The 22713-nt window shown below is 42.5% G+C and carries 23 protein-coding genes; 13 read left to right on the forward strand and 10 right to left on the reverse strand.

Annotated features, from left to right (window positions below; translation table 11 throughout):
* The coding region (locus tag BP896_RS06620; RefSeq protein WP_291766920.1) for a hypothetical protein at positions 1-408 on the forward strand (408 nt) is incomplete at its 5' end.
* 455 nt (positions 409-863) lie between these two features.
* Here BP896_RS06620 and BP896_RS06625 read toward each other — a convergent pair.
* Positions 864-1160, reverse strand: coding sequence for a hypothetical protein (locus BP896_RS06625; protein WP_291766921.1), 297 nt, complete (start codon positions 1158-1160; stop codon positions 864-866).
* Between the two features lie 1085 nt (positions 1161-2245).
* Positions 2246-3985, reverse strand: coding sequence for a SelD-related putative sulfur metabolism protein (locus tag BP896_RS06630; RefSeq protein ID WP_291766923.1), 1740 nt, complete (start codon positions 3983-3985; stop codon positions 2246-2248).
* Positions 3986-4084: 99 nt separating this feature from the next.
* Between BP896_RS06630 and BP896_RS06635 the strand changes: the two genes are divergently transcribed.
* The 5 genes from BP896_RS06635 (at position 4085) to BP896_RS06655 (ending at position 7645) form a co-directional block, all read left to right on the forward strand.
* Positions 4085-4315: a sulfurtransferase TusA family protein gene (locus BP896_RS06635; protein WP_291766925.1), complete on the forward strand. Its 231-nt coding sequence runs from the start codon at positions 4085-4087 to the stop codon at positions 4313-4315.
* Positions 4316-4393: 78 nt separating this feature from the next.
* Positions 4394-5200, forward strand: coding sequence for an aldose 1-epimerase (locus tag BP896_RS06640; protein WP_349681941.1), 807 nt, complete (start codon positions 4394-4396; stop codon positions 5198-5200).
* A gap of 40 nt (positions 5201-5240) precedes the next feature.
* Positions 5241-6455: a hypothetical protein gene (locus BP896_RS06645; protein ID WP_291766928.1), complete on the forward strand. Its 1215-nt coding sequence runs from the start codon at positions 5241-5243 to the stop codon at positions 6453-6455.
* Positions 6448-7149, forward strand: a complete 702-nt coding sequence (locus BP896_RS06650) for a hypothetical protein (protein ID WP_291766929.1) — start codon at positions 6448-6450, stop codon at positions 7147-7149. Before BP896_RS06645 ends, BP896_RS06650 begins: the two co-directional genes overlap by 8 nt.
* Positions 7150-7228: 79 nt before the next feature.
* Positions 7229-7645 carry an FHA domain-containing protein gene (locus BP896_RS06655; RefSeq protein ID WP_291766931.1) on the forward strand — a complete coding sequence of 139 codons (417 nt, stop codon included), beginning with the start codon at positions 7229-7231 and terminating at the stop codon, positions 7643-7645.
* An 84-nt stretch (positions 7646-7729) separates the two neighbouring features.
* Here the strand turns inward: BP896_RS06655 and BP896_RS06660 are convergent, their stop codons facing one another.
* Positions 7730-9316: a serine/threonine-protein kinase gene (locus BP896_RS06660; protein ID WP_291766933.1), complete on the reverse strand. Its 1587-nt coding sequence runs from the start codon at positions 9314-9316 to the stop codon at positions 7730-7732.
* A gap of 53 nt (positions 9317-9369) precedes the next feature.
* Between BP896_RS06660 and BP896_RS06665 the strand changes: the two genes are divergently transcribed.
* Positions 9370-10383, forward strand: a complete 1014-nt coding sequence (locus BP896_RS06665; protein WP_291766936.1) for a diphthamide synthesis protein — start codon at positions 9370-9372, stop codon at positions 10381-10383.
* Positions 10384-10412: 29 nt separating this feature from the next.
* Here BP896_RS06665 and BP896_RS06670 read toward each other — a convergent pair whose 3' ends face one another.
* Positions 10413-11117, reverse strand: coding sequence for a DUF72 domain-containing protein (locus BP896_RS06670; RefSeq protein WP_349681942.1), 705 nt, complete (start codon positions 11115-11117; stop codon positions 10413-10415).
* A gap of 159 nt (positions 11118-11276) precedes the next feature.
* Between BP896_RS06670 and BP896_RS06675 the strand changes: the two genes are divergently transcribed.
* Complete coding sequence (locus BP896_RS06675; protein WP_291766937.1) at positions 11277-11609, forward strand: DsrE family protein; 333 nt, start codon at positions 11277-11279, stop codon at positions 11607-11609.
* 37 nt (positions 11610-11646) lie between these two features.
* Here the strand turns inward: BP896_RS06675 and BP896_RS06680 are convergent, their stop codons facing one another.
* On the reverse strand, positions 11647-12234 hold the full coding sequence (locus BP896_RS06680; protein WP_291766939.1) for a DNA-directed RNA polymerase: 588 nt from the start codon (positions 12232-12234) through the stop codon (positions 11647-11649).
* A gap of 121 nt (positions 12235-12355) precedes the next feature.
* On the opposite strand from BP896_RS06680, the gene BP896_RS06685 reads away from it, so the two are divergent.
* The gene (locus BP896_RS06685) at positions 12356-14203 is read left to right on the forward strand and encodes an aldehyde ferredoxin oxidoreductase family protein (protein WP_291766941.1); all 1848 of its coding nucleotides are present in this window, start codon (positions 12356-12358) and stop codon (positions 14201-14203) included.
* On the opposite strand, the gene BP896_RS06690 is transcribed toward BP896_RS06685, so the two are convergent.
* The 4 genes from BP896_RS06690 to BP896_RS06705 are packed head-to-tail and all read right to left on the reverse strand — an operon-like array spanning position 14177 to position 17467.
* Complete coding sequence (locus BP896_RS06690) at positions 14177-14785, reverse strand: LysE family transporter (protein WP_291766943.1); 609 nt, start codon at positions 14783-14785, stop codon at positions 14177-14179. The genes BP896_RS06685 and BP896_RS06690 overlap by 27 nt on opposite strands.
* Positions 14786-14843: 58 nt before the next feature.
* Entirely contained in the window at positions 14844-15989 is a 1146-nt protein-coding gene (locus BP896_RS06695; protein WP_291766946.1) for a mandelate racemase/muconate lactonizing enzyme family protein, read from the reverse strand.
* Positions 15990-15995: 6 nt separating this feature from the next.
* The gene (locus BP896_RS06700; RefSeq protein ID WP_349681940.1) at positions 15996-17171 is read right to left on the reverse strand and encodes a UxaA family hydrolase; all 1176 of its coding nucleotides are present in this window, start codon (positions 17169-17171) and stop codon (positions 15996-15998) included.
* Positions 17168-17467 (reverse strand): UxaA family hydrolase, encoded by a 300-nt coding sequence (locus tag BP896_RS06705; RefSeq protein ID WP_291766950.1) that lies wholly within the window; start codon positions 17465-17467, stop codon positions 17168-17170. Before BP896_RS06705 ends, BP896_RS06700 begins: the two co-directional genes overlap by 4 nt.
* 139 nt (positions 17468-17606) lie before the next feature.
* Between BP896_RS06705 and BP896_RS06710 the strand changes: the two genes are divergently transcribed.
* From BP896_RS06710 to fni, 4 genes are all read left to right on the forward strand, one after another.
* Positions 17607-17963 (forward strand): hypothetical protein, encoded by a 357-nt coding sequence (locus tag BP896_RS06710; protein ID WP_291766951.1) that lies wholly within the window; start codon positions 17607-17609, stop codon positions 17961-17963.
* A gap of 34 nt (positions 17964-17997) precedes the next feature.
* Positions 17998-19197, forward strand: a complete 1200-nt coding sequence (locus BP896_RS06715; RefSeq protein ID WP_291766954.1) for an MFS transporter — start codon at positions 17998-18000, stop codon at positions 19195-19197.
* A gap of 55 nt (positions 19198-19252) precedes the next feature.
* On the forward strand, positions 19253-20413 hold the full coding sequence (locus BP896_RS06720; protein WP_291766957.1) for an aminotransferase class V-fold PLP-dependent enzyme: 1161 nt from the start codon (positions 19253-19255) through the stop codon (positions 20411-20413).
* 100 nt (positions 20414-20513) lie between these two features.
* The gene (gene fni / locus BP896_RS06725) at positions 20514-21650 is read left to right on the forward strand and encodes a type 2 isopentenyl-diphosphate Delta-isomerase (RefSeq protein ID WP_291766959.1); all 1137 of its coding nucleotides are present in this window, start codon (positions 20514-20516) and stop codon (positions 21648-21650) included.
* 28 nt (positions 21651-21678) lie between these two features.
* Here fni and BP896_RS06730 read toward each other — a convergent pair whose 3' ends face one another.
* On the reverse strand, positions 21679-22575 hold the full coding sequence (locus BP896_RS06730; protein WP_291766961.1) for a hypothetical protein: 897 nt from the start codon (positions 22573-22575) through the stop codon (positions 21679-21681).
* Between the last annotated feature and the right edge of the window lie 138 nt (positions 22576-22713).

Below are 22713 nucleotides of genomic sequence, written 5' to 3' on the forward strand. Positions count from 1 at the left end.
CTTCCTATATTAAATGGCAATAGCAACGAAGAAGGCAGAATATTATTTGGTGGAGTAAAGCACCTTGAAAAGAAATTTATATTTAAAGGAGAGGAACTAACAATCAATAAACCCTCCTTTATGCACCATAGAGAGTCCTATAAAGGAACCGTGTTCAACGTGATTAGCAAATTATCTATAGGTGACAAAACTATAGGTGCCGTTTATAGCGCCACTCTCAACGCCATTGCCGGGAAGGATCTGTTGGGATTACCTAACGGTACCGTTACAACGGTTGATAGATTATATGCTTTTTTCAATGATGTATACGCAGAATATATAGGAGTATTGTTTGCTTATTATCATGTAAAACGCATGGGCTTAGCCATCTCGAAATTCACTTACGAATTTAATACTGGGATGTATTAGTGAATACACGCGACCGCTAAAGGATTTAACTGCAATACATATCATTTTAATGCATTACATGATCAATATCTGTTATCTTCTAGTTGAAAAAAGTTCAGGATGAGGGCAGGCTTATCGAGTTCATGAGCTTCCTCGGCATGAAGGTGAGGGATAATATTATGTTGAGGCCATAGGGTTTTACTCGTATTATGATCCGAAACAGAACTAGATGGACCAGAACGAGACCGGCTCCCTCTCTAACTATAACATTATAAACCTGGTCTAATAAATTGGTTCCAGCAGCAGTTCTTCCGACGCAAGAGATCTTTAATTTGAGAGTTTATCCTTCAGCTAAAGACGCTGTCCAATCTCTGCCCCTCTCCCCGCCCTGAGGGGCAAGGTTTACCCTTGCTTTATCACTTTTAACCTTAACGAGGGTTGAGGGGCGGAAGACCCCGCAAGGGCGAGGTAGTTCACTAATATTGTACAGGTGATATTTTTCTCTTTGATAGGAAAATAATTAATATTCCAGTAATTAAAGGAATGGAACCGATAATTATAAAACTCAATCCCGTGCCACTATATAATACCTTAAGGGAGACGTTGAACGTATTTGCTACAGGAGTTACTGATGGAATTGAAATATTTGGAACGTCGCTCTGACCGTAGCTTTTGATAATTAAAAATGAGCCTGCAGTGAATAGGATGATAGCGGTAATAATTAGGATCCATCCCGTTCTTATCGCCTTGCTAGAATCTGTCATCTTATCCATCCGTTTTACTTCTTAAAGTATAGTTATTAAAACTGACTGGCATATGATTTTATGCATCTCTTTTGCCTAATCCTTCTCTGAGGGTAACATGTTTTGTAATTTTAAATCTGACAACAACGTTTAATAATAATTGGCGTTAAAGAAGATAGTCTAGTGATCTATTCACGAGATAAACGATGCAATAGGGGCAAATCATTTCGAAATACACGTAATAAACGAGTATGAGGAGCAGTATTCCAGGTTTTAAATGTTTAAAGAAACTTGAGCAATTTACACATTACACAATATTCTCAATCTGAACAGTTTCCTGAATCCACCTACTTCCAGGTAAAGGTTTTTCAAGAGGCAGGGGAGTCTCTTGGCCCTTAGGAGCAACCCAAGCCTATACTACCCCGAGGAGGACATTGGGGGCAAGGCCTACGAATTTTGCGTACCTCAAGTTCCTGACCAGGATCGAGGAGGACGAGTTCATGAGACCTAGGGCCTTAGGCTCCTTGATCACAGCCTAAACGCCTCATCGGTTCGCCTCTCAGTCCCTCAAGGGCCAACTTCTTCAATCTCTATAACGATTTGTTTAATAGATTCTCCCAAGGTATTGGGGGAGAGTTAGAAGCCAGGTAAGCTTACTATCCCCATGGTATAATCTCCCACTCCTCCTTAATCTATATTACCGTATTGTTCTCTACACTTTCGTTTTGTGTTCATTCATGGTCGAGTGTAGGGGCTTGGTCCTCAGCCACCTGCCTGGGCTTAATGGTAGGTGAATCATGGAGACTTGTTGAGGGCAATGGCATGGGTCCTCCCATGTCTTGTTTATTGGTCCTCTTTACTAGATTACATAGGGCTAAAACACCCCCATGTCAAACTCCCCACTAATCTAGAACTTACCCACCCTTAGAGTATTACTCCCATCAAGCGGGTAGGTTATTTTACAGTTGTGGATTGGGCTCAGCAGCCCCTCTACGAATCTAGTTAAACATAAATGAATATTAAAAGACTTCTATTAACGTGAAAAAGGCCGTGTCCTTGGATTGTAAATACGCCTAATCCTAACTAATATTCATCCCTCATCCCTAAAGGGCAAGTCACTCAATGGTGAAGTCTGGGAACTCACCCCTGTAGTTACTCCACTTAATGTCTAATCCCCTTATTTCAGCAATGTTAATGCTCCTCAATGACTCTATGAATGCCTTAATATTACCCTCCTCCCCCTCAACAATTATTAGGACTGAACCATCATCATTATTCCTTGCAATTCCGGTTAAACCAAGGGATTTAGCGCTCCTCCTCACTAATGGCCTAAAGCCAACCCCCTGAACCTTCCCGGTAACAAGTATCTCAGCCCTCGTAAGCCTTGATGCAGTATTTTGCCTGGCAACACCCTGAAGAATATTGGAGGCTACTGTGAGTTTAGTGAGCATGCTCCTATCCTTAATGTACTTGGCCACGTAGTCTGGGACTATTAACGTGCCTTCACCTTTACCTACGACTTCACCTATCACCATAGGCTTCAAGCCAGGTATCTTCCCTAATTCACTTAATACATCATCAGCCAGTTTACTGGAAACCACCAATGCCACTGCACCATTTGTGCCTGCCGTGGCGTCTGAAATAATGTAATTTGATGCGGCAAATTCAGCAACCTCAGGGCTTATTAAGGGTATGTGGCTTAACTTAATCTTAACATTAGCTGCCTCGGCAAGTTCCTTAAAAACGAATATTCCTGGGCCACTAATGTCTATTGTTGCAGCAATATGCTCATCACTGTTGAACCTCCGCCCGAATTCAGGTAGGTGGCTGTAAATTACCTTAGCAACATCAATATTAGGCTTAGCCATTTGATTCAAGGCATACTCCTTAATCTCTTCAAGCTCATCAATAGTCATAACCCCCCTCTCGAACTTATCGTATAACTCCTCATCAACATGAAGAGCAACGTAAGTCCCTATTATGCTTAATTCACCAAAGGGCCTGGTTACAATAATCTTAAAACCCTCCTTAACCTCACTGTAGAACATGGGTGGCTCTTTATCAAGTCTACTAGCCACCGTGGAGCCTATGAGCAAGTAACCTAAATTAGGTTGCTCAACCTCATGTAGCCTCCCACCTAATTCATTAACATATGCCTTAACCTCATTAAACAATTTATGATTATAGTCACCTGGAGCATCATACACTGGGTAGAATTCAAGATCCTTAAAAGCACCCTTAGAGAATAGGTCATTGAGGGCATTATTTAATGCAACTGAGACCTGCCTACGGGAGGCTATTTCATCCATTGGGTCTATGATCTGTATGGTATCATTATTAACCAAGGTATAGGCATCATCCTTAGTTCTCGTCTTAATGAAGTCTAACACATGGATGCTGGCGTTAGGTTGAGTGCTCACTATACTATGCCCCTTACCTATCACTAACTCCCCATTCACCATAGCTAGCTCCCTGAATAACCTTATCATAATGTTGGCGAATGAATCCGGGTCACTGGCGTTACCTTGAAAAGCCTCAACAAGTAATATTAATGCGTCAGGGTTAAAGTCATTAATAGTATTAATAGGTAACTTAGGTGAATCAACACTGGTTATAACCCTCATTAAGTCTAATTCACTACCCCTGAGGACTGCCACATCCTCACGTGGAGCTATTTTAATATTCAATCCACCCAATTCACTCTTCACAATAGATAATGCTGGGTAAAGTACGTTATATAGATCAACCTTAACTGAGCATCCCAATGCAAGTGACGTTAAGTTAACCCCTATTGAGGCGTATTTGCCAACATGCTTCAGGAATCTGCTCACCCTCTCCTCCTTACTAATCTTCATCAGCATCAGTGGTTCCTGCATTAAATTTAAAGGAATGATTATGCTGCATTTTATGCTTAGTTATTTCACATCTAAAAAGAAATCAACACGGCCTCTACTATGAGTGCCCAGTATGAGATAAATGTTAGTGGCATGAGTTGTCCAACACCATTGAATGTAGTGGCAAGGGAACTGGTTAAGGTACCGATTGGATCAAGGTTTGCGATAAAGACTGATGACTACGTGTGCTATATGATGCTTCTAAGATTCTTGAAAATACTGGGGGAGTCTGTGGAAAGTAATATTGAGCAGAATAACTCCTATACAATTATTGCAGTCAGGAATACTTAAGGTGGAATAAAAATACAGTGGTTCATTAATTTAACGACGGTATATTTTTTAACTACGCGGCTTAGTTTAGAGGCTATGATTAGGCTTAGGGAAGGTAACTCTGAGGCCGTTATTTATGAAAGGGGGGCTTACCTATACTCATGGAGTATTGGGGGGAGGGACATCATTCTGAAGGGTAATCTTGATGCACCAACTAGGGGAGGTATGGCCGTATTAATACCATATGCCAATAGGGTGAAGGGGGCTGAGTACGTGTTTAATGGTGTTAAGTATATGTTGCCTGTTAAGTGGTGGCCGCCTAGGGAGGATCATGCAATCCATGGCCTAGTCCTCGATAAGGACTTCATAGTGAAGGAATCAACAGTCAACTCAGTGCTGCTTAACTATGTGCTTAGGCATAGTGGTTACCCAACAATACTAGATATACTGGTTAAGTATGAGCTTAGTAGTGATGCATTAAGGGTGAGCTTCACCATAAGGAATATTGGATCCTCTGAGGCGCCGCTCACAGTTGGTGCTCATCCTTACTTCCTAGTATCCAGTGACTGGAATATAAGGGCTGGTGGTGAATCATATCAATGTGATGCAGTGGAGAAGATACCCACAGGTAAGTTGATTAAGCGTGAATTAAGTAGGGGTGATTGGGATGACTGCTTCATTGTTGATGACCCAATTGAGTTGACGTCATCATATTCAGGAGTAGTAATGACCAGGGTTAACATGAAGTACCTCCAGGTCTACACCGGTATCCCTAATGCTGTTGCTGTTGAACCCATGAGTGGCGCACCTGATGCATACCATAATGGAATGGGCCTCATAGTTATTAAGCCCAATGAGGCTAGGGAATTCTCCTTCACGGTTAAGGTAATTAGAATTCCTACTTGAAACGTTTTAAATACCCTTAACTACTATAGTTCAGGTCGCAGTGACTGGAATTAGGATAAGGCCTGAACTGTGCCTGGCGTGTAAGGGATACAGGAACCTATGCGGATTACCCAAGTGCCCACTCCTGGAGAGGAGGGTTACGTTAAGTCGGGTTGAAAAGTATATTAATGGTAATGTTACTGGTTCCTCACCCCCATCAGTAGTAGTTGGTGAATATGGTTACCCTTCAGTAAGTGTTATGATTGGCATACCACCTAATGTGCATGGTGATGCAGCCTCCAGTTACGATAACCCAAGTGAATGGTGGGGTAAATTAAGCTTATTCGATATTATTAGGCTTAGGTCATCAATGGTTGCTGCATTAACCACTGTTAAGGTTAATGATGTTGATAAGCTTCATAATAATGAATTAGCATATGCATCAGTTTCAGAGAAGCCTGTGGACATGGAGGCGTTACTTAAGGGTAAGTTAAGTGAACTCGACATTAATGAATTACTAACCCCCACACCACCCTCCGCGAGGGCGCTTAGGATTAAGATTAATGATAATCCCAGGGTGCCTAAGCCCATTGAGAGATTAATAAATGATGACGTGAAGGCTAATGACGCCGTTTGGGAGGCCTACAGGGCTGGAATTGGGGTTTACCCATTAGTAAGGGCATTATCAGTGGGTATGCTGGGCAGGAGGAGAAGCCGAAGGCTAGTACCCACCAGGTGGGCTATTACTGCAGTGGACTCAATTATAGGTAATAGGTTAAGGAGTAAAGTTGCACTAATGCCCGAGTTAAGCGAGGACTTACTCTTCTACGGTGAGTACCTGGGTAATAGGTTCATGATAGTGCTTAGGCCTGGTGTATATAAGGCTAGGTGGATTGAATTATGGCACCCATCCTCAGCCTTAGTTTTAGGTAATGAGGCCGCAGTTCATGTGGTTGATGAGGATTACAGGGGTAGAGTCAGTAACATGGATGGTGGTTTCTATGCAGCTAGGTTATCTGCCCTGGAGTACCTTAGTAAGGTTGGTAAATCAGCCGAGGTGATAATATTTAGGGAGGTCCTCCCGGAATACTTTGTAACGGTTGGTAACTGGCATATTAGGGAGACTGTTAAGAGGGCCTTTGAGAATGGCCCAATTAGTAGGGGTGATGAGGTTTATGCGGCATTAATTGAGTTACTTAAAAGTAAAAGTATGATTAAATACATGCCCAGTAGGCTTAATCGTATTACGGATTACATGGGTGTTAATCATGGTTAAGGTTAATTTAATATCTGAGGCGGAGGCATTAATACTCCATAATATACCAGCTATAGTGCTTTTAATACTCATAGTCATGCTATACGATATCCTAGCTAAGTATATGTTCGGAATACCAATAGGTGCAGCCACTTCACTATCAATTCTACTATTCCTCCTACTGGTTTCAACAGCAATGGTTCTACTCACTAGGGTGTATGTTAGGGAGAGGATCATAACATGTAGAAGCGCCAACGAATTAGTGGGGGGTGTTACGGCGCTGCTATATATCTCAGTATACTCAGCCTTAACCTACCAATCACCCTACGCTGTGGTTGCAGCAATATTAATGGGTATTGCATTAGGCTTTGGGATATACATGACTATCCTAGTTGATGCATCAATATGCCAAAAAATACCGAGCATTAGGGTTAGCTTAATTGATCCGCAGCTTGAGTTTAATAAGGTCATACTGGTGAGGAATAGGGTTACTGTGGGGAGCAGTAAGGGCAGTGATGTGGTCCTGCCGGTTAAGGCGGCTGACTTATCCATTACGATAATTAACAATAAAGGCAATGTTACTATTACAGGTAAGGGACTCATGATTGAGGATAAGGGTAAGCTTAGGAGTATTGACTCAGTAAACATAGGGTTAGGTGAATCCTACGTCATATGGGTTAACAATGTTAGGGTTAAGTTAACTCGCCTAAGCTAAAAATCCATGGTTTAATCATGCTTAAGTGAGTGCACATTAGACTAAAAACATATAAACGCCCACTAGATTGAATGCTGCAATGCATAATAATAAGGGTAATGCAACCCTTAACGTTAAGGATCTGGGGGCAGAGGCAACCAGCCATGTGGAGCAGAAGCCAGTGAAGAGAATTAGAATAACCTTCATAGAGTCAACAGTTGACTCACTTAAGAACACTGCAGTGGATCTTGATGTAGTATACTTCGATTCAATAACCATAGGGAGGGCGCCAGACAACATAGTGGTTATCCCTGATATAACAGTCTCAAGGAAGCATGCAGTAATATCCAGGGACCCCAGTGGTTCAATAGTTTTAGTTGACTTAAACAGTAAGAATGGCACATACGTGTACAATAATGGTGCCTTCGAGCGTGTTAATAAGGTTGAATTAAAGGACGGGATAGTGTTAAGGTTAGGTATGTACACTATAATAAGGATAAATATGATTCAAGGATGAGATTAAACAACTATGACTACTTACTAATATCCTAATTGAATTAAGTGCAGGCATTTACTTAACTATGCGTACACATTGGGTGAATTAAGATTGTAGAGGGGGCGTGAAGATGCTTAACACTGCAATAATCTCATCAATACTTGGCCGCATTTGAGGGTCTATACTTAGGGCCCTCATTATAATGTTAGCGATTGGTGGTGGTATACGTGGATCCATGGGTGGTGTAATACCCCTCAAGACGTGCTGCTGCGGGTTAAAGCCCATGATCATCTCATACATTATTAAACCAAGTGAATATACATCAGCCCTATCCGTGGCTGCCTTATTCATGAGGACCTCGGGGGCTGAATATGCTAGGGAGAATTGAGATATTTCAACACTCTGCCCCGCGTAAACCCTTGAAGCACCCAAGTCACCAAGCTTAACCACCCTCCTATTCTTATCCTTAAATAAAACATTCTCAGGCTTAAGATCAAGGTGAAGCATACCCATGCTGTGTAATTCCTTTAAGGCAATAGCCACCTCATACGCAATCCTAACAGCCTCACCCACATCCAGCCTCCCCTTCTCCCTAAGGTAGCGCCTTAATGACCCATACTCCATGTAATCCATAACTATGTACGGTGGATCCTCCAGGTAAGACTCCAGGTTCCTATAGGGTAATTTATCCTCATTTATGTGTATTTCATAAACCTTAACCACTCTATCACTATTAATCAGCAGGTAACTAGTCATCTCCCTCTTAAATGATTGAACAACCTTCAAGTCACTGGCCAGAGGAGTATTATTAGGGCTAGTGTACCTGAGAACCTTAATGGCGTACTTCTCATTACCATAACGACCCAGTAGAACGTAACTAAATCCCCCAGCATCAATAACCTTCTCAACATAGTAACGGCCACCAATCCATGCATCAACCCAGGTCTCAGGCGGTGGAACACCCCTGTGAAACCTTACTCTCCTGAATGTTGCTAATGCTGGTATTAGTAGGAGTGATGCAGGGGGGATGAAGATGAGTGAGATTGATGATAGTGCAACCGCTAAAGCCCGTTTAAACCTACTTGACTTAACCATTGGTATTGTTAATACAAAACTAGCTAAGATACTTGGTGTGGCTTGGAATATGCTGGTATTCAACACCCGGCTAAGTAGGATTAGTACCAGGGAGGATATTGAGAGGATATACATTACCCAGGATGGGTACCTATAGGCTGATTGAAGGGGGCCACTGGATGCCCTTATAGTCATGTACATCAGTAGCAGGAAGCTGAACGTCGTATATATTAGGGAGTATGTGGTTACTGATGAGGCAACCACAAGCACGTAGTAGGCTCCAATTATGAGGTAACGTAGCCAGGTTGGTAGTTGAATTATTGTTAATGAGATGGCTATTGAAACCCCCATCATAACTATCAGTTCATTTACGAACCCTAGTGAGCTAAGGTTACTGTAAGTGATTAGAGTTAAGGCTAGGTATAGTGCACTTATTGTTGCGTAATTCTTAGCAAATGGAAATAGGAGTACTGGAAGCATGGTTAAGGTGGTTACTATTATCATAGTCATGCCTTCATTAAATGTTATTCCAACCGCCGTTGCCAATACTGCTAAGGCTAAAGTCTCAGTAATCCTCTCAATCAAATCATAGTAATTGTACCTCAGCTCACTGCGCATTTCAGTTAAGTAATCCATGTAGGGTTTATTAACCTAAAGCCTAATGAAGAGTGATGATAGTGGAGGACGTATTAGTTGAGGGTATTGATAAGTTAACGGGGCTAATTAATGATAGGGTCATGATTGAGGCACCAATAGGCCTTAATAAGATTGCCGTGGCATTGTCAAGAATAATTATTGAAAGATATGGCGTTAAGGAGGCTATTGTAAGTGGTAGGAATACTTGGGGGGCATGTGACATAGCCACTCCCCCACCTGGCTTCGATATAATACACATTGGCCATGCATTACCCCCTAACATTGCATCATTAATGAGGATTAATGGTTACGTTATTGAGAGGATTGGTGAAAGAACAGTGATAACTGGTAAGGGGTTTAAGGCATATATCCTACCCGCATACTATGTTCCTAATGATAATGTTGTAGAGGCTTTAGTAAAGGGCCTACAGGGGTATGAGGGTTCAATGGTGCTTTACCCAATCCTATATAAGCTTTATGCAGAGTCAGTGGCTAAGAGGATACGTGGAACCGCAGTGGGGCCGTTCACAGGTTGCTTCATGCCCATTAAGGCTAATAAGGCTGTGGTTGTTTCAGGGGGCTACTTCTACGCGTTAACCGCCAAGTTAATTAACCCAGGTTCAAGAGTTATGGTTGCTGATCCACATAGGGTTGTGGTTGAGGATGTGGAGTTGGTTTACAGGAGGTACATTGGTTTAAAGGTTAATTCACTGTTAAGGGCTATTGACGCGAGGAGAATAGCCATATTACTAACCAGTAAGCCTGGTCAAGGTAATATTAATCATGCCCTAAGCATTAAACGTAGGCTACAGCGGAGTGGGAGGGATGCCTTCATACTCTACATTGATGAGGTTTCAGCTGAAGCCATAAATAATATTGATGCTGATGCAGTTGTTATTGAGGCTTGCCCAAGAATAGCCTTAGATGACTTAGATAGAGTCAATAAACCACTCATAGCGCCGCTTGAAGTGAATTACATTATTAGCGGTAAGGTAGGTGAATATAATGCAGCCTCAGTAACCCTAGTACCACTTAATAGTGAGTACTAGCCTAATAGCCCTATATCATAATTCATTGACTAGGGATTCCTTAAGATACTTAACATGGTTCTAGCGTTCTCCAGCATCCAGTGATCATTGTTAAAGAACACGTAAACCTTAATTGGGTTAAGGGATTCAATTGCCTTAGCCACCTCAAGTAATTCATCATCACTATAATTGTGAAAGTACCAGTTACTCCTCCCATGCATCCTTAAGTAAATCACCCCATTACTGCATCCTATCCACCTAATCTCAGGGGAATCAATAGATACCATTGTGGCTCCGGTTTCATTAATTGAATTAACCACATTATCGCTGAACCAGCCACGTTCCCTAAACTCAACTGCAATTCTTCCACCACCCCCTATTTCACTTACGAATTCGCGAAGCCTATTTAAGTTATCATTAGTGTACTTGAATGATGGAGGTAATTGAATTAGGTAGTAGTCAATACTACTGTTAAGTGGTTTAAATAACTCAATCATCTTACGCCACCATTCAGAGGCATTGCCGCTAAGCTTAGCCACATGGCTAATGTACCTGTAAGCCTTAATTGACCACCTTAATGCTGAAGCCTTATTAACCCATGAGTTAACCATATTAGGCTTAGGTAGCCTGTAAAATGAGGAATTCAATTCAATGGCGTTTAGCCCACTGTACTTAACGTACCAATCCAGTGAACGCCCCTTATTCCAACTATATAACCAGCCTGAGGTACCTACATAAATCTCCAGGTTAATCACCAATTAATAGTAACTTAAGGTACGCCTTTTAAGGTATATGCATGTGAATTCATTGTGAAGCTGGTAATAGATTATGTGGCATTAAGTAACTTAGATAAGTGAACTCAAGCCTAATCTATGTGAAATAAGGGATTTTAGTAAATATTAGCCCTGGGAGGTATGGTTTATAGGGTTATTGTGCAGGTATCGGATTTGGAGAAGGTTAAGGCTGCGTTAATATCATGTAGGAATCTACTTGAGGATATTAGTAATATACAGCTTGAGGTTGTTTTCAATCAAACTGCAGTGAAGGCCTTAACTAAGGGTGGTGAGTATGAGAGTGATGTTAATGAATTCATTAGGAGGGGTGTTCTTATTGTTGCATGCAGGAATGCCATGAGGCTAAATAACATTAATGAGGGGGATTTAATAAGTGGAGTCACTACAGTTAATTCCGGTGTGGGGGAAATTGTGAGGAAGATGGCTAATGGTTGGCTATACTTAAGGTTATAATGCGCCGTGTAATCTCTATCATAGTTTCCCTGATTAGTCATTGACTTGGTTTACTCTGAGGCTTCTTCTTAGCCTTAGTGGCTTCCTCTATCCACTCAATCTTCCCTAGGAAGGGCTGCCTCATCGTCATTGATACGTTTAACCTAATACCATTAGCTGTCGACACGTAACTAACACCAACTATCCTAGCCCTCACAACATCCCCCCTCCCAACCTTCTTCTGCCTATTCTTCTCCCCCATGAAAACGCCACTCTGCCTATCGAAGAGTACAACATTCTCATCCATTACCTGAGACCTATGCACGAAGGCTGTTAAGGCGCCTATCCTAACGTGCGCCCCATACTCCTTAACATCAACAACATCACCCTCAACAATCTCATTTATTAATGGAACGAAGACCAGTGCCTTAAAGGAGACCTTATGGTATGTTGCGCCATCACCATAAACTATGACACCCCTCTTATCAACCTTAACATCAAAAACAGCTATAAAGACCCCTAATTCCCTATCCACCTTACCCTCATAGTTACTCCTTAATTGCTCGTAGGCTATCTTATCAATAGGCTCATTAAACACTGAGGGGGGAACCCTAATGTAGTCCTCTACTGTTATTACCCTAAACACACCCCTACATGGATTAGGATTATTTAAACCTTGCATCATAATGCTCTATAGGGAAATAAGCATTAAATGGGGCTTAACAGAAAAGAAACGTTTATTAACAGGAATCCGTAAGTGGGGCCTCATGCTAGGTTATACGAATAGGATTGCGAGGGTTAATTTAAGTATTGGTAAGGTTTCAATTGAGGAAACACCTGGATGGTTAATAGACACGTTTATAGGAGGTAAGGGTTTCGTATACGGTATATTATCCAGGGAGGTTAAACCTGGCACTAATCCACTATCAAGTGATAATAAGATTATTGTAGCTGCCGGTGCATTAGCTGGATTAGCGCCAGCATCAGCTAAAACCATAGTGGGTGCTGTAAGTCCATTAAGTGGTTTAATTCACGATACGAGTGTTGGGGAATGGTTCTCATACATGCTTAGGGGAGCTGGCTTCGATGCCTTAATAATAGAGGGCGCCTCCAAGGAGCCGGTGTACCTGTGGGTTAATAAGGGTAAGGTGGAGATTAGGGATGCTTCAAGGATTTGGGGATTAACAACAAGGGAAGCCACTAGGGCTGTTAGGGAGGAGACTAATAGGGCTGCCTCAGTAATGGTTATTGGGCCAGCTGGGGAGAACCTAGTTAAGATATCTAACATAATGGTTGAAGGCGAGAGGGCAGGCGGCAGGGGTGGTCTTGGTGCAGTTTTCGGTAGCAAGAAGCTTAAGGCCATTGCAGCCCACGGTGTACCAGACATTAAGGTTGCTGATCCTAATGGATTCCTAAACGCTGCCCTGGAGATATACAGGAGGTTCCAAACCTCACCCAACACCTCTGAATCAAGGGAGTTTGGGACAACTAATGGATTAATGTACAGCGGCTCAATAGGGACGGCGCCAGCCTTCAACTACAGTAGGCCAAAGCTTGAGGAGGGATTAGCTCGTAAACTCACTGGTGCTCACTTTAAGGAACTGGGCCTTGAAGTCAACTTCCCACAGAAGCCCATTAAGATAATTGGTGCATTATGCCCAGTTAAGTGCTCAAGGTGGTTTAAGATACCTGGCGAGGAGGATTACGTTAAGCCCGAGTATGAGACGCTGGGCCTAGTGGGTTCAGCCACGGGAGTGTTTGATGAGAGGTACTTCCTTAAGGCTAATAGGCTTGTCAATGACCTTGGCTTGGACGCAATAGGTGCTGGTAATGTTATTGGGTGGGCCATGGAGCTTTACGAGAAGGGCTTATTAACAAAGGAGGATACTGGTGGTGTTGAGTTAAAGTTTGGTAATGGTGAAGCGTTAATCAAGATGATTGAGGACATAGCCTACCAGAGGGGTTTAGGTAAGGTATTGGCTCAGGGTGTTGCTGATGCTGCTGAAATACTTGGTAAGGGGGCTGAGTACGCTGTCCACTTCAAGAAGATTGCCCTACCTGCCTGGTACCCCAATGGCCCATTAAGAGGACTAGTGATATCATACTTAACAGCTGATGTTGGTGGAAGCCACCTAAGGGGTTGGCCGCAGATGCATGATCCAGGTACTCCACTTAAGAATACCGTGGAGTCTATGATAAGTGACAGGGATAGGAAGGTTGCAATGGACTCCATGGGCCTCTGCGTGTTTAACCCATACTCAGTTGATGATATGGTTAAGCTGTATAATTTAGCCACAGGCAGGAACGTTAATGGTGAATATGTGTTAAGGGTGAGCACTAGGATAGATACAATAGCGAGAATATGGCATGTGTTACTGGGTTACATTGATGTGTGGAGTCAAGTACCAAGGAAGATGATTGTTGATGAGGAGGGTCCGAAGTATAAGCGTGAGGAGATTGAGGAGGCTATTAGGGAATTCTACAGGTTGAGGGGTTGGGATACTGAGACTGGTTTACCGGCGCATGAATATTTAAGGCAATTGGGCATTGAGTGGATGATACCGTATAGGGATGAGGCTGAGAGGGTTTTAAGGCAATATACCCCTAAAAAGTAAGGTTAAACCAATGTACATGAAGTAGAGTGCAAAACCCATTATTGCAATTCCTGAAGCTGCCTTGACAATAACCTCATACTTACCCCCAAGATACCTCTTTCCAGCGTATACTGCTAGTGGGTATGCTATTATCCAGGTTAAAATGCCTGTGAATAAGCCTGCAATACTGAACACGCCCATTATTGATATTAACGTTAACCCAGCTGATAGCCACCAGCCTATCTGGTAGGGATTCGTAATACCCATTACATACCCCTTAGTATAATTCCTAAGCACATTGCCTAAACCATGAGCATTGGCTACTGTGCGGGAGGGCCTTAGCATTAATACAGCTAAGTACATCATTACGCCGCCACCAATGAAGTACACGTACGATACGTAGGGCTTCACGAGCCCATACAGGAAGTAGGTTACCACCATTAAGGTTGCGTCAGCTGACATTGCCCCAGCCCCAACTGCAGTACCGTGAAGGGGAGTCTTGAGGGCTTCAGCAGCTATTAATGCATTCATGGGGCCTGGTGGTACAGCCAGCGATAAGCCTAGGGCTAGGCCAAGTAAATAATCATACGCTGCGTCAATCATTACTCAAGCCTAAGTAACTGAACTTTTAAACATTGAATTAAACCTAGCACATTCAATGTTAGTGAAAAACCAGTGGCGCATACTTACTTACGTATGGGTATTTACCTAAAGCACCCTCATTCACATTAACCCCAACCCCACTACTTATGAGCCTTGATAAATCTACTTCACCATCCTTAACCTCAATGCCCACATCATATATATCATTAACCCAGGACAATGGCCATTCAACAATGGCTACGTCACTTATCACCGAGGCTACGTGGAGTGTGTATAAGTGTGTGAGTATTGACTTATGAGGCCTATGGTGAGGAGCCACCGGCTTACCTAATGCTGCCACTTCCTTAATAATATCCATAAATCTAATTAAGCCCCCCAGCTTGGATACATCTGGTTGAATGTACATTAACTTCCTAATACGCGCCAGCTCCTTGAAGCCACTGATGTAGTACTCATTCTCCCCAGCGGCTACGGGAACTGGTGATTCATCAGCCACATGAGTAAGTAACTCATAATTATTCGGGGGCCATGTTGGTTCCTCAACCCAATAAGGCTCATACCTATGCACATTATTTAGGAATTCCAATGCCTTTTCAGGCTTATTGAAGGCTGCGTTTAAATCCAGCGCAACTTTAACACCATAGCCAACGTTCTCCCTAATAGCCTTAATTGAATCAACAGTATCATTAACGTGTTGATGAAGCTTAACAATATTAAACCCATTGCTTAACGCCTTATTAACCGCCTTAATGACGTAATCAACTGTTGAGTACCTGGGGAAACTGGCGTAGACGGGTATCCTATTCCTAATCCTAGTGCCCAGTAATTCACTAATAGGCTTATTAAGGTACTTACCTAAGGCATCCCAGAGCGCCATTTCAAGGCCACCAATGGTACTTGTTACGACACCGCATAATCCAGCCGTGAATAGGAGCTTCTCAAGCTTATTAACCAGCCTAAGTACATCACCTATATTCTCAACCACCTCACCTGTGGCGGCTGGTATTATGACGTCATTAAATACGCCAATGTATGAATTAATGATGCCGCTACCGTAAACCAACACCTCACCCCAGCCTACTAAATCCCCCAACTCAACCTTCACGTATAATTGACTACCCCAAGCCTCCTGGAATACAGTAGGTGGGTCATCAATATACTGTATTGAGAGTGGTATTGGCTTAATGGCGGTTAACTTAGGCATCCTTACTCACGCACTCACGTATAGTTTAATGGGTGAGAATTCATCATGCTGAAGCGCCTCAGCTGCCGTTAACCTACCATTCATTACCCTTAACGCATAGTTAAAGATCCTGTCTCCAGCCTCCTGTAAGCTAACCTTAAGTTCCAGTAGGTCTGATACGTCAACATCAATGTGTTCGCTCATTGCCTTAATGGTCTTTGGGTTTGCTGAAATCTTAATGACCGGTATTATTGGATGGCCAACCACATTACCTTGACCAGTGGTGAAGAAGTGGAGCACTGAGCCTTTGGCTGCAAATAGGGTTACAGCCTCTGCCGCTGCTGATGATGTGTTAACGAAGCATAAGCCACCATTCCTTGGTACTGGGTCAAGGTAATCTGCAACGCATGTAATTGGCCTAGTACCCAGCTTCTGAATATTGCCAAGCGCCTTCTCCTCTATTGTCGATAAGCCTCCCTTAATGTTGCCTTCAGTTGGCTGTGAGCCAAGTAGGTCAACGCCCCCCTCCTCAATAACTTTAATGTACTCATTGTAAATTCTCATGAATTTACTTCTTAATTCAGGGTCCTTTATGCGGCCAGCTACAATATCCTCAGCACCCGTTAATTCTGAGGTTTCACCAAACATTACAGTATTACCTAAATCCACTAACTTATCCACAGTGTACCCTAATGCTGGGTTTGAGGCTAAGCCTGATGTTGTGTCCGATTCCCCGCACTTTATGCTAAACATTATGTTTGTTAAATCAACCTCAGTCCTCTGCTGCTCCCCAGCATCCTGCACAAGCTCCTTAGCCTTCCTGGCGGCCTCCTCAATGGTTTTTAAATCACCCCTACCTTCAATGCCGAACACGTAGACGGGTTTACCCGTCTTAGCTATCCCATCAGCAACCTTATTGGCCCAATTATCCTCAATACCAATAACTATGGCACCGTAGACGTTTGGGTTAGCTCCAGTGCCGGATAATACATGGAATAGTAGATCTAGGTCCTTACCAAACTGCAGCCTACCGTATGGGTGAGGTATAGCCACAGTACCCCTAATGAGCTTGGCCACGCCTAAGGCGGCTGTATTAGATAGGTCATCAATGGGTATTATTACTACGTGATTCCTTACCCCTACGCTTCCATCAGGCCTAACATATGCTTTAATTGTTGGGTATTTACCGGCCACACTATTCACCTCTTACTTAAGTTACCCCACCTTAATGATTTTAAATTATGCGTATGGACATGCTCCCCAGCTTTAATATCCTTAACAGCAACCCCAATCACCCTACCATACTTAATAACCTCCTTCCCAGCTTTAATATCCCTTAAGGCAATCTTATGGCCCAGTGGAATATCCTCAACGGCCTTAACCACCGGCCCATTGGACTTATCCTCAATATATATGCCCTGAGCTTCTTCCCCAGCTCTTATATCCTCTATGGCTACACCCACATTATCTTCCTTATTATGTATTGCGAATTTAGGCATAGTAGGCAGGTTGGCTGAGAGTTTTATACTTTTCTGTATACATTGAAATCAATTACTGCCTTAAGGCCTTTGGTTAAGGTACATTTTAAAATATCTAATGCACAGCGTTTAAATACCAACAACTTGAACTATTATTAATATGGCTAGTGAACATAAGACGAACCCTGGTAAGGAACCCTTCTACTTTAAGTCATATGATAAGGTTATAGGCGTAGCCCATGATGTTTCGGAGTTAGCCAGTGAATTTAAACGCCTATTGAGCAGTAATGAGGAAACCTTAAGATACCACCTGAGGGAGAATCATATTGTACAGTGGCTTAAATACATTGGTGAGGATGAATTAGCTGATAAACTACATGGTATTACTGACCCTAATAAGGCCCTTGAAGTAATAAACAAGCATATGGGTAAGGTTAATTCAAATGAAGTTGAAAAGGCCAATACACCGCAGGCTAGGTCCCGTAGGAAAACCGGTATGGGAGGGAGGCGGCGTTAATTAAAACACTTAATTATCAGTAATTAGGGCCTTAATGTCATTCAAGGCTATTGGGCGTGAAGGAGTATTACTGGCTGTAGCCAATTCCATAGTTGGCATTATGTTTGGTGTAAACTCAGTAATATTATCTATATACATGCTTAATATGGGTATGAAGCCAACCTTAATAGGTGTTGTACTCGGCGCTTCATCTCTCATGAATGCCCTTGGATCATTAATCACAGGCTATTTATCCGACTTCGTGAATAAGTTAAGCCTATTTACCGTGCTTTCATTAGCCAGTGGTTCATTAGTACTACTATTGATTACTGGTTCACCATCAATTATAGCTGTGGCTTACCCACTTACTGCGTTACTTAACCGTGGTGTAATCTCTGTTGCCATTTCCGGTGAGTATGCTAAGCGAAGGGGTATATCGAGCGAGTTCTTCAGTTTATCATCATCACTTACCGTAGTGTTTAATGTTATTGGATCCTCAGTAGCGGTACTACCAAACTACATGGGTAGGATGGGGTATGACCTAGTCTTTATTATTGAGGCGTTATCAGTATACTTATCAATCCCAATTATGCTTAATGCTGTTAGGAGGATAGGCATTAACGTGCTTGAGGTTAAGATTAGTGGGGTTAGTTTAAGGGATTTAAGGGAATTGAAGTCATCATGGTTATTGAAGAGGCTCATTCCTGAATCATTAATAGGACTTGGGGCAGGAGTCATAATACCGCTCTTCAGCCTATGGTTCTATCTGAAGTTTCACATCAGTATCAGTAACTTAAGCATAGTGTACGCAGCGTCAAATGCAACCTTAGCCTTAGGCACATTAGCCGCACCTGTGTTTTCAAGAATACTGAGGAGTAGGGTTACCTCAGTGATACTGCTTGAGGGTTTAGCGACGGGTATATTAGCATTAATGCCAATTATAGTGAATTTACCGGCATTACTGATCCTCTTCATAACTAGGAATACGTTAATGAATATGGCTAACCCACTGTTAACATCATTAATCAACGACCTGGTGCCAGGGGAGGAGAGGGGTAGGGTTTTCGGCGTATGGATGCTCCTATCATCAATACCCCGCGCCCTAGGCCCGGGAATTGGGGGTTACTTATTGAATTCTGGTTACCTAGACCTCCCACTATACATAACATCAGTGTTATACGCCATTGCAGTCACCTTATTCTACGTTCTGCTTAAGAATGTTGAGAAGGTCAGTAGATTAACCACAATTAAGTGAATCCCCTAATCATCCTAGGCTTAAATTAATACAGCCAGCTTAACAGCACTTTAACATGGGTGTGTTAGATAGGTTAGGTGTGCGTAAGGTTATTAATGCCTGTGGTACACTCACGATGCTTGGTAGTAATAGGGTTAGTTTGAGGGTTGTAGAGGCTATGAGGGAGGTTGCTGGCTCCTTTGTTGACATGAATGAGCTCCTAATTAAGTCAGGTGAATATATTGCTAAGCTACTTAATGTACCTGGGGCATTGGTAACGAATGGTGCTGGGGCCGGCTTAGTATTGGCCATTGCCGCCGCCATTACTGGGGGTGATGTTGATAAGATGAGTAGGTTGCCCTTCACTGATGGGTTGAGGAATGAGGTTATTGTACAGTACCCCCATACTGTGGGTAATCCATACACCTACTTCATTAATATTCCAGGAGGTAAGGTTAGGATTGTTGGTTCACCCAGTGGGGTTAGTGATGATGACGTTAGGAGCGCTATAAATGAGAACACAGCAGCCATACTGCATTTCCAATATGAACCAGAGGAGGGTGAGGTGCCTTTAAGTAGGGTTATTGATATTGCCCATGAGCGTAACATACCAGTCATAGTTGATGCCGCAGCTGAACTGCCACCATTAATTAACTTAACCAGATTCATTAAAATGGGGGCTGACCTAGTGGTTTTTAGTGGTGGTAAGGATATTGGTGCACCAGGTGATACGGGCTTAATTCTAGCTAATAACTTGAAGCTCCTTGAGGCATGTAGGTTAATGAGCCCCTTTAGTTACATTAACGTTAATGGGCGGACTAGGGTATTCATAGGTAGGGTAATGAAGATTAGTAAGGAGGATATTGTGGCCCTTGTGGCAGCGTTGGAGGAGTACATTAGTGTTAATCATGAGGAGAGGTTAAGCTTAATGAATAAGATGGCTGATGAAGTGATAAGTGAGTTAACCTCATTATTCCCTAGCCTTAGGGTTGGGAAGAGGATTAATCATGAGGGGGAGAGGATAAGGCCAGTAACTGTGCCTAAGGTTGAGATTAAGTTACCTAAGAGCTATACTGAATTATACATTAAGTTACTTAGAGAAGGAGATCCACCGGTATATGCTTGTGAATGTGATGGTAACCTATGCATTAACATGCATACCTTAAGCCAAGAGGAGGTTAATATCGTGGTTAATAAGTTAAAGGAGGTAATCAGCAGGTACCCACCGAACCACTGAGTTACGCCTATTAATGAATCTAGATTCCCTTAAGGACTGTTATCGGGGTTGAGCTTATGGGAGGAAGCTTTATTTATATGTGCTACTAAACCTAACTTGAATGATCCAGAACCGTAAGGATGAGCATCTTAGGATTGCTGCATCAAGTAATGTTGAGGAGGGTGACTCACTCTTCGATGAAGTTCAGTTAATTCACAATGCCCTACCTGAAATGGATTTCAATGATGTTGAACCAGAGGTCACAATCTTCGGTAAGAAGCTTAGCTTCCCATTCATAATAGGTGCCTTAACCGGTGGCACTGAGACGGCTGAGAAGGTTAACGCCACCTTAGCCAAGGCAGCTGAGGAGTTTAACATAGGCATGTACGTTGGGTCACAGAGGGTTGCAATAGTGAAGCCTGAGACCGCTAGGAGCTTCAAGGTGGTTGGTGAGAATGCGCCAAACGCCTTAAAGATAGCCAACCTAGGTGCCCCACAGGTTTCAAGGCTGAGTGATAGGGAGTTGATTGATTGGGTTAATGAGGCAGTGGACATGATTAACGCTGACGCCGTGGCAATTCACCTTAATCCAGCCCAGGAGTTATTTCAACCTGAGGGTGAGCCGTGGTTTAAGAATGTGTTAAGTAAATTAAGGTTAATTAGGAGGGTTGTTAACCGGCCCCTGATAGTTAAGGAGGTTGGTAATGGAATATCCATGGAGGTTGCAAAAACTCTCTCCAACATACCCCCAGATGCAATTGATGTTGCAGGCCTTGGTGGTACATCATTCATTAGGATTGAGTCCATTAGAAGCGGAGAAACCAGTGAGGCTGACGTGTTTAGGAATTGGGGTATACCGACGCTTCTATCAATATGTGAAGTCAGTAGCGTTTACGATGGCTTAATATTCGCCTCAGGGGGTATTAGGAATGGGTTAGATGGGGCTAAGGCAATAGCCATCGGTGCCAACGCCTTCTCAATGTCAAGGCCAATGCTCCTCTCAGCGCTTAAGGGTTATGATTCAGTCAAGGAAACGATTAATAAGTTAATGTGGGAGTTCAAGGCGGCAATGTTCCTAACGGGTTCAAGAAATGTAAATGACCTTAAGAAGGCTCCAGTGGTGGCTAGCTTAACCATACTCCTATGGCTTATTCAAAGGGGGGTTAGGTGTAAATTAACCATGAGTATGTACGATACGTTGAAGCCAATAGCCAGCGTCCTAATGAATAATTTAGTTAGAATTAGAATTAGTGAGTGAAGTAGTGATTTTCAATAATATGCTTTGGTTAAACCCGTATTGATTCCCTTAACCCGCTTATGGCCCTTCTAAGTAACTCATCAAGGCTGCATGAGTATAATTCAATCATGTCAAGCCCTATTTTAAGCTCATTCAACTTATCTAGCATAATATCTGTTATCTCATAGAGGTTACCGCCCCTTAACTGTTTCCCAGTTAATACTGTTTCACCATTAACATTAACCCTTACCCTCTGCCCCTCATTTTCTAACTCAATGAGGTAACCGGCCATTGTTAACTCGTAAATGTAGTAATCAGTGGTGTAGAGTTTAAGGAAGTTCCTGTACTTGGCTAGATTATTAATGAGCGCATTAACGACATCTGCGGGTTCCGGAAGCTTAAACTTATACTCACTGAAGTATTCAACGTAAATGCTGGAGTACACGTCAATAATGAAGTCAACGGGCGCATCGCAGCCAAGTATGTATGCTACCTTCAATTTAACATCATAAGAGGGGTTAGTATTCTTCTTCACCTTTACGTTTAATTTACCCCCCTCAAGCGTTATGTTTAATACTAAGTGCTTCATTAACGCCCTCTTATTCATATGATACACCACCCACTCCTCATTCCTCTTACACATGGTGATTAACTCATACTCACTACTGGTTAATTGTATGCATTCATTAAATTGCTCCGTGGAAACCTTATTAATATTAATCCCTGGATCTAGGTTATTCTTTAAATCCTCCATATTAGCTACAACGTACTCTATTATGTTTGAATCAAGCCTATAATCATATTCATTTAATGGATAATACTTAAACACTTCCTGGGGAAGTAGGGGTTCAACGTAACCTAATGTAACAATCTTACCTATAAAAGCCTCCTTAATAACATCCTCATTAATAATCTTAGCCAGCGCCCTCAATTTAATTACATTCACTGCACATTAATTGCAGTAAATGTATTTATAAGTATTTAAGCCACGGTGAATCCTCATCACTAACCTCAGCAATGCAAGAAGGTGCTTAGCGTCATTAGAACTAAGAGACTTACCAACTTGCTATACGGCTGAGCTTAA

Source organism: Caldivirga sp. UBA161 (assembly GCF_002506515.1).
Taxonomy (GTDB): Archaea; Thermoproteota; Thermoprotei; order Thermoproteales; family Thermocladiaceae; genus Caldivirga.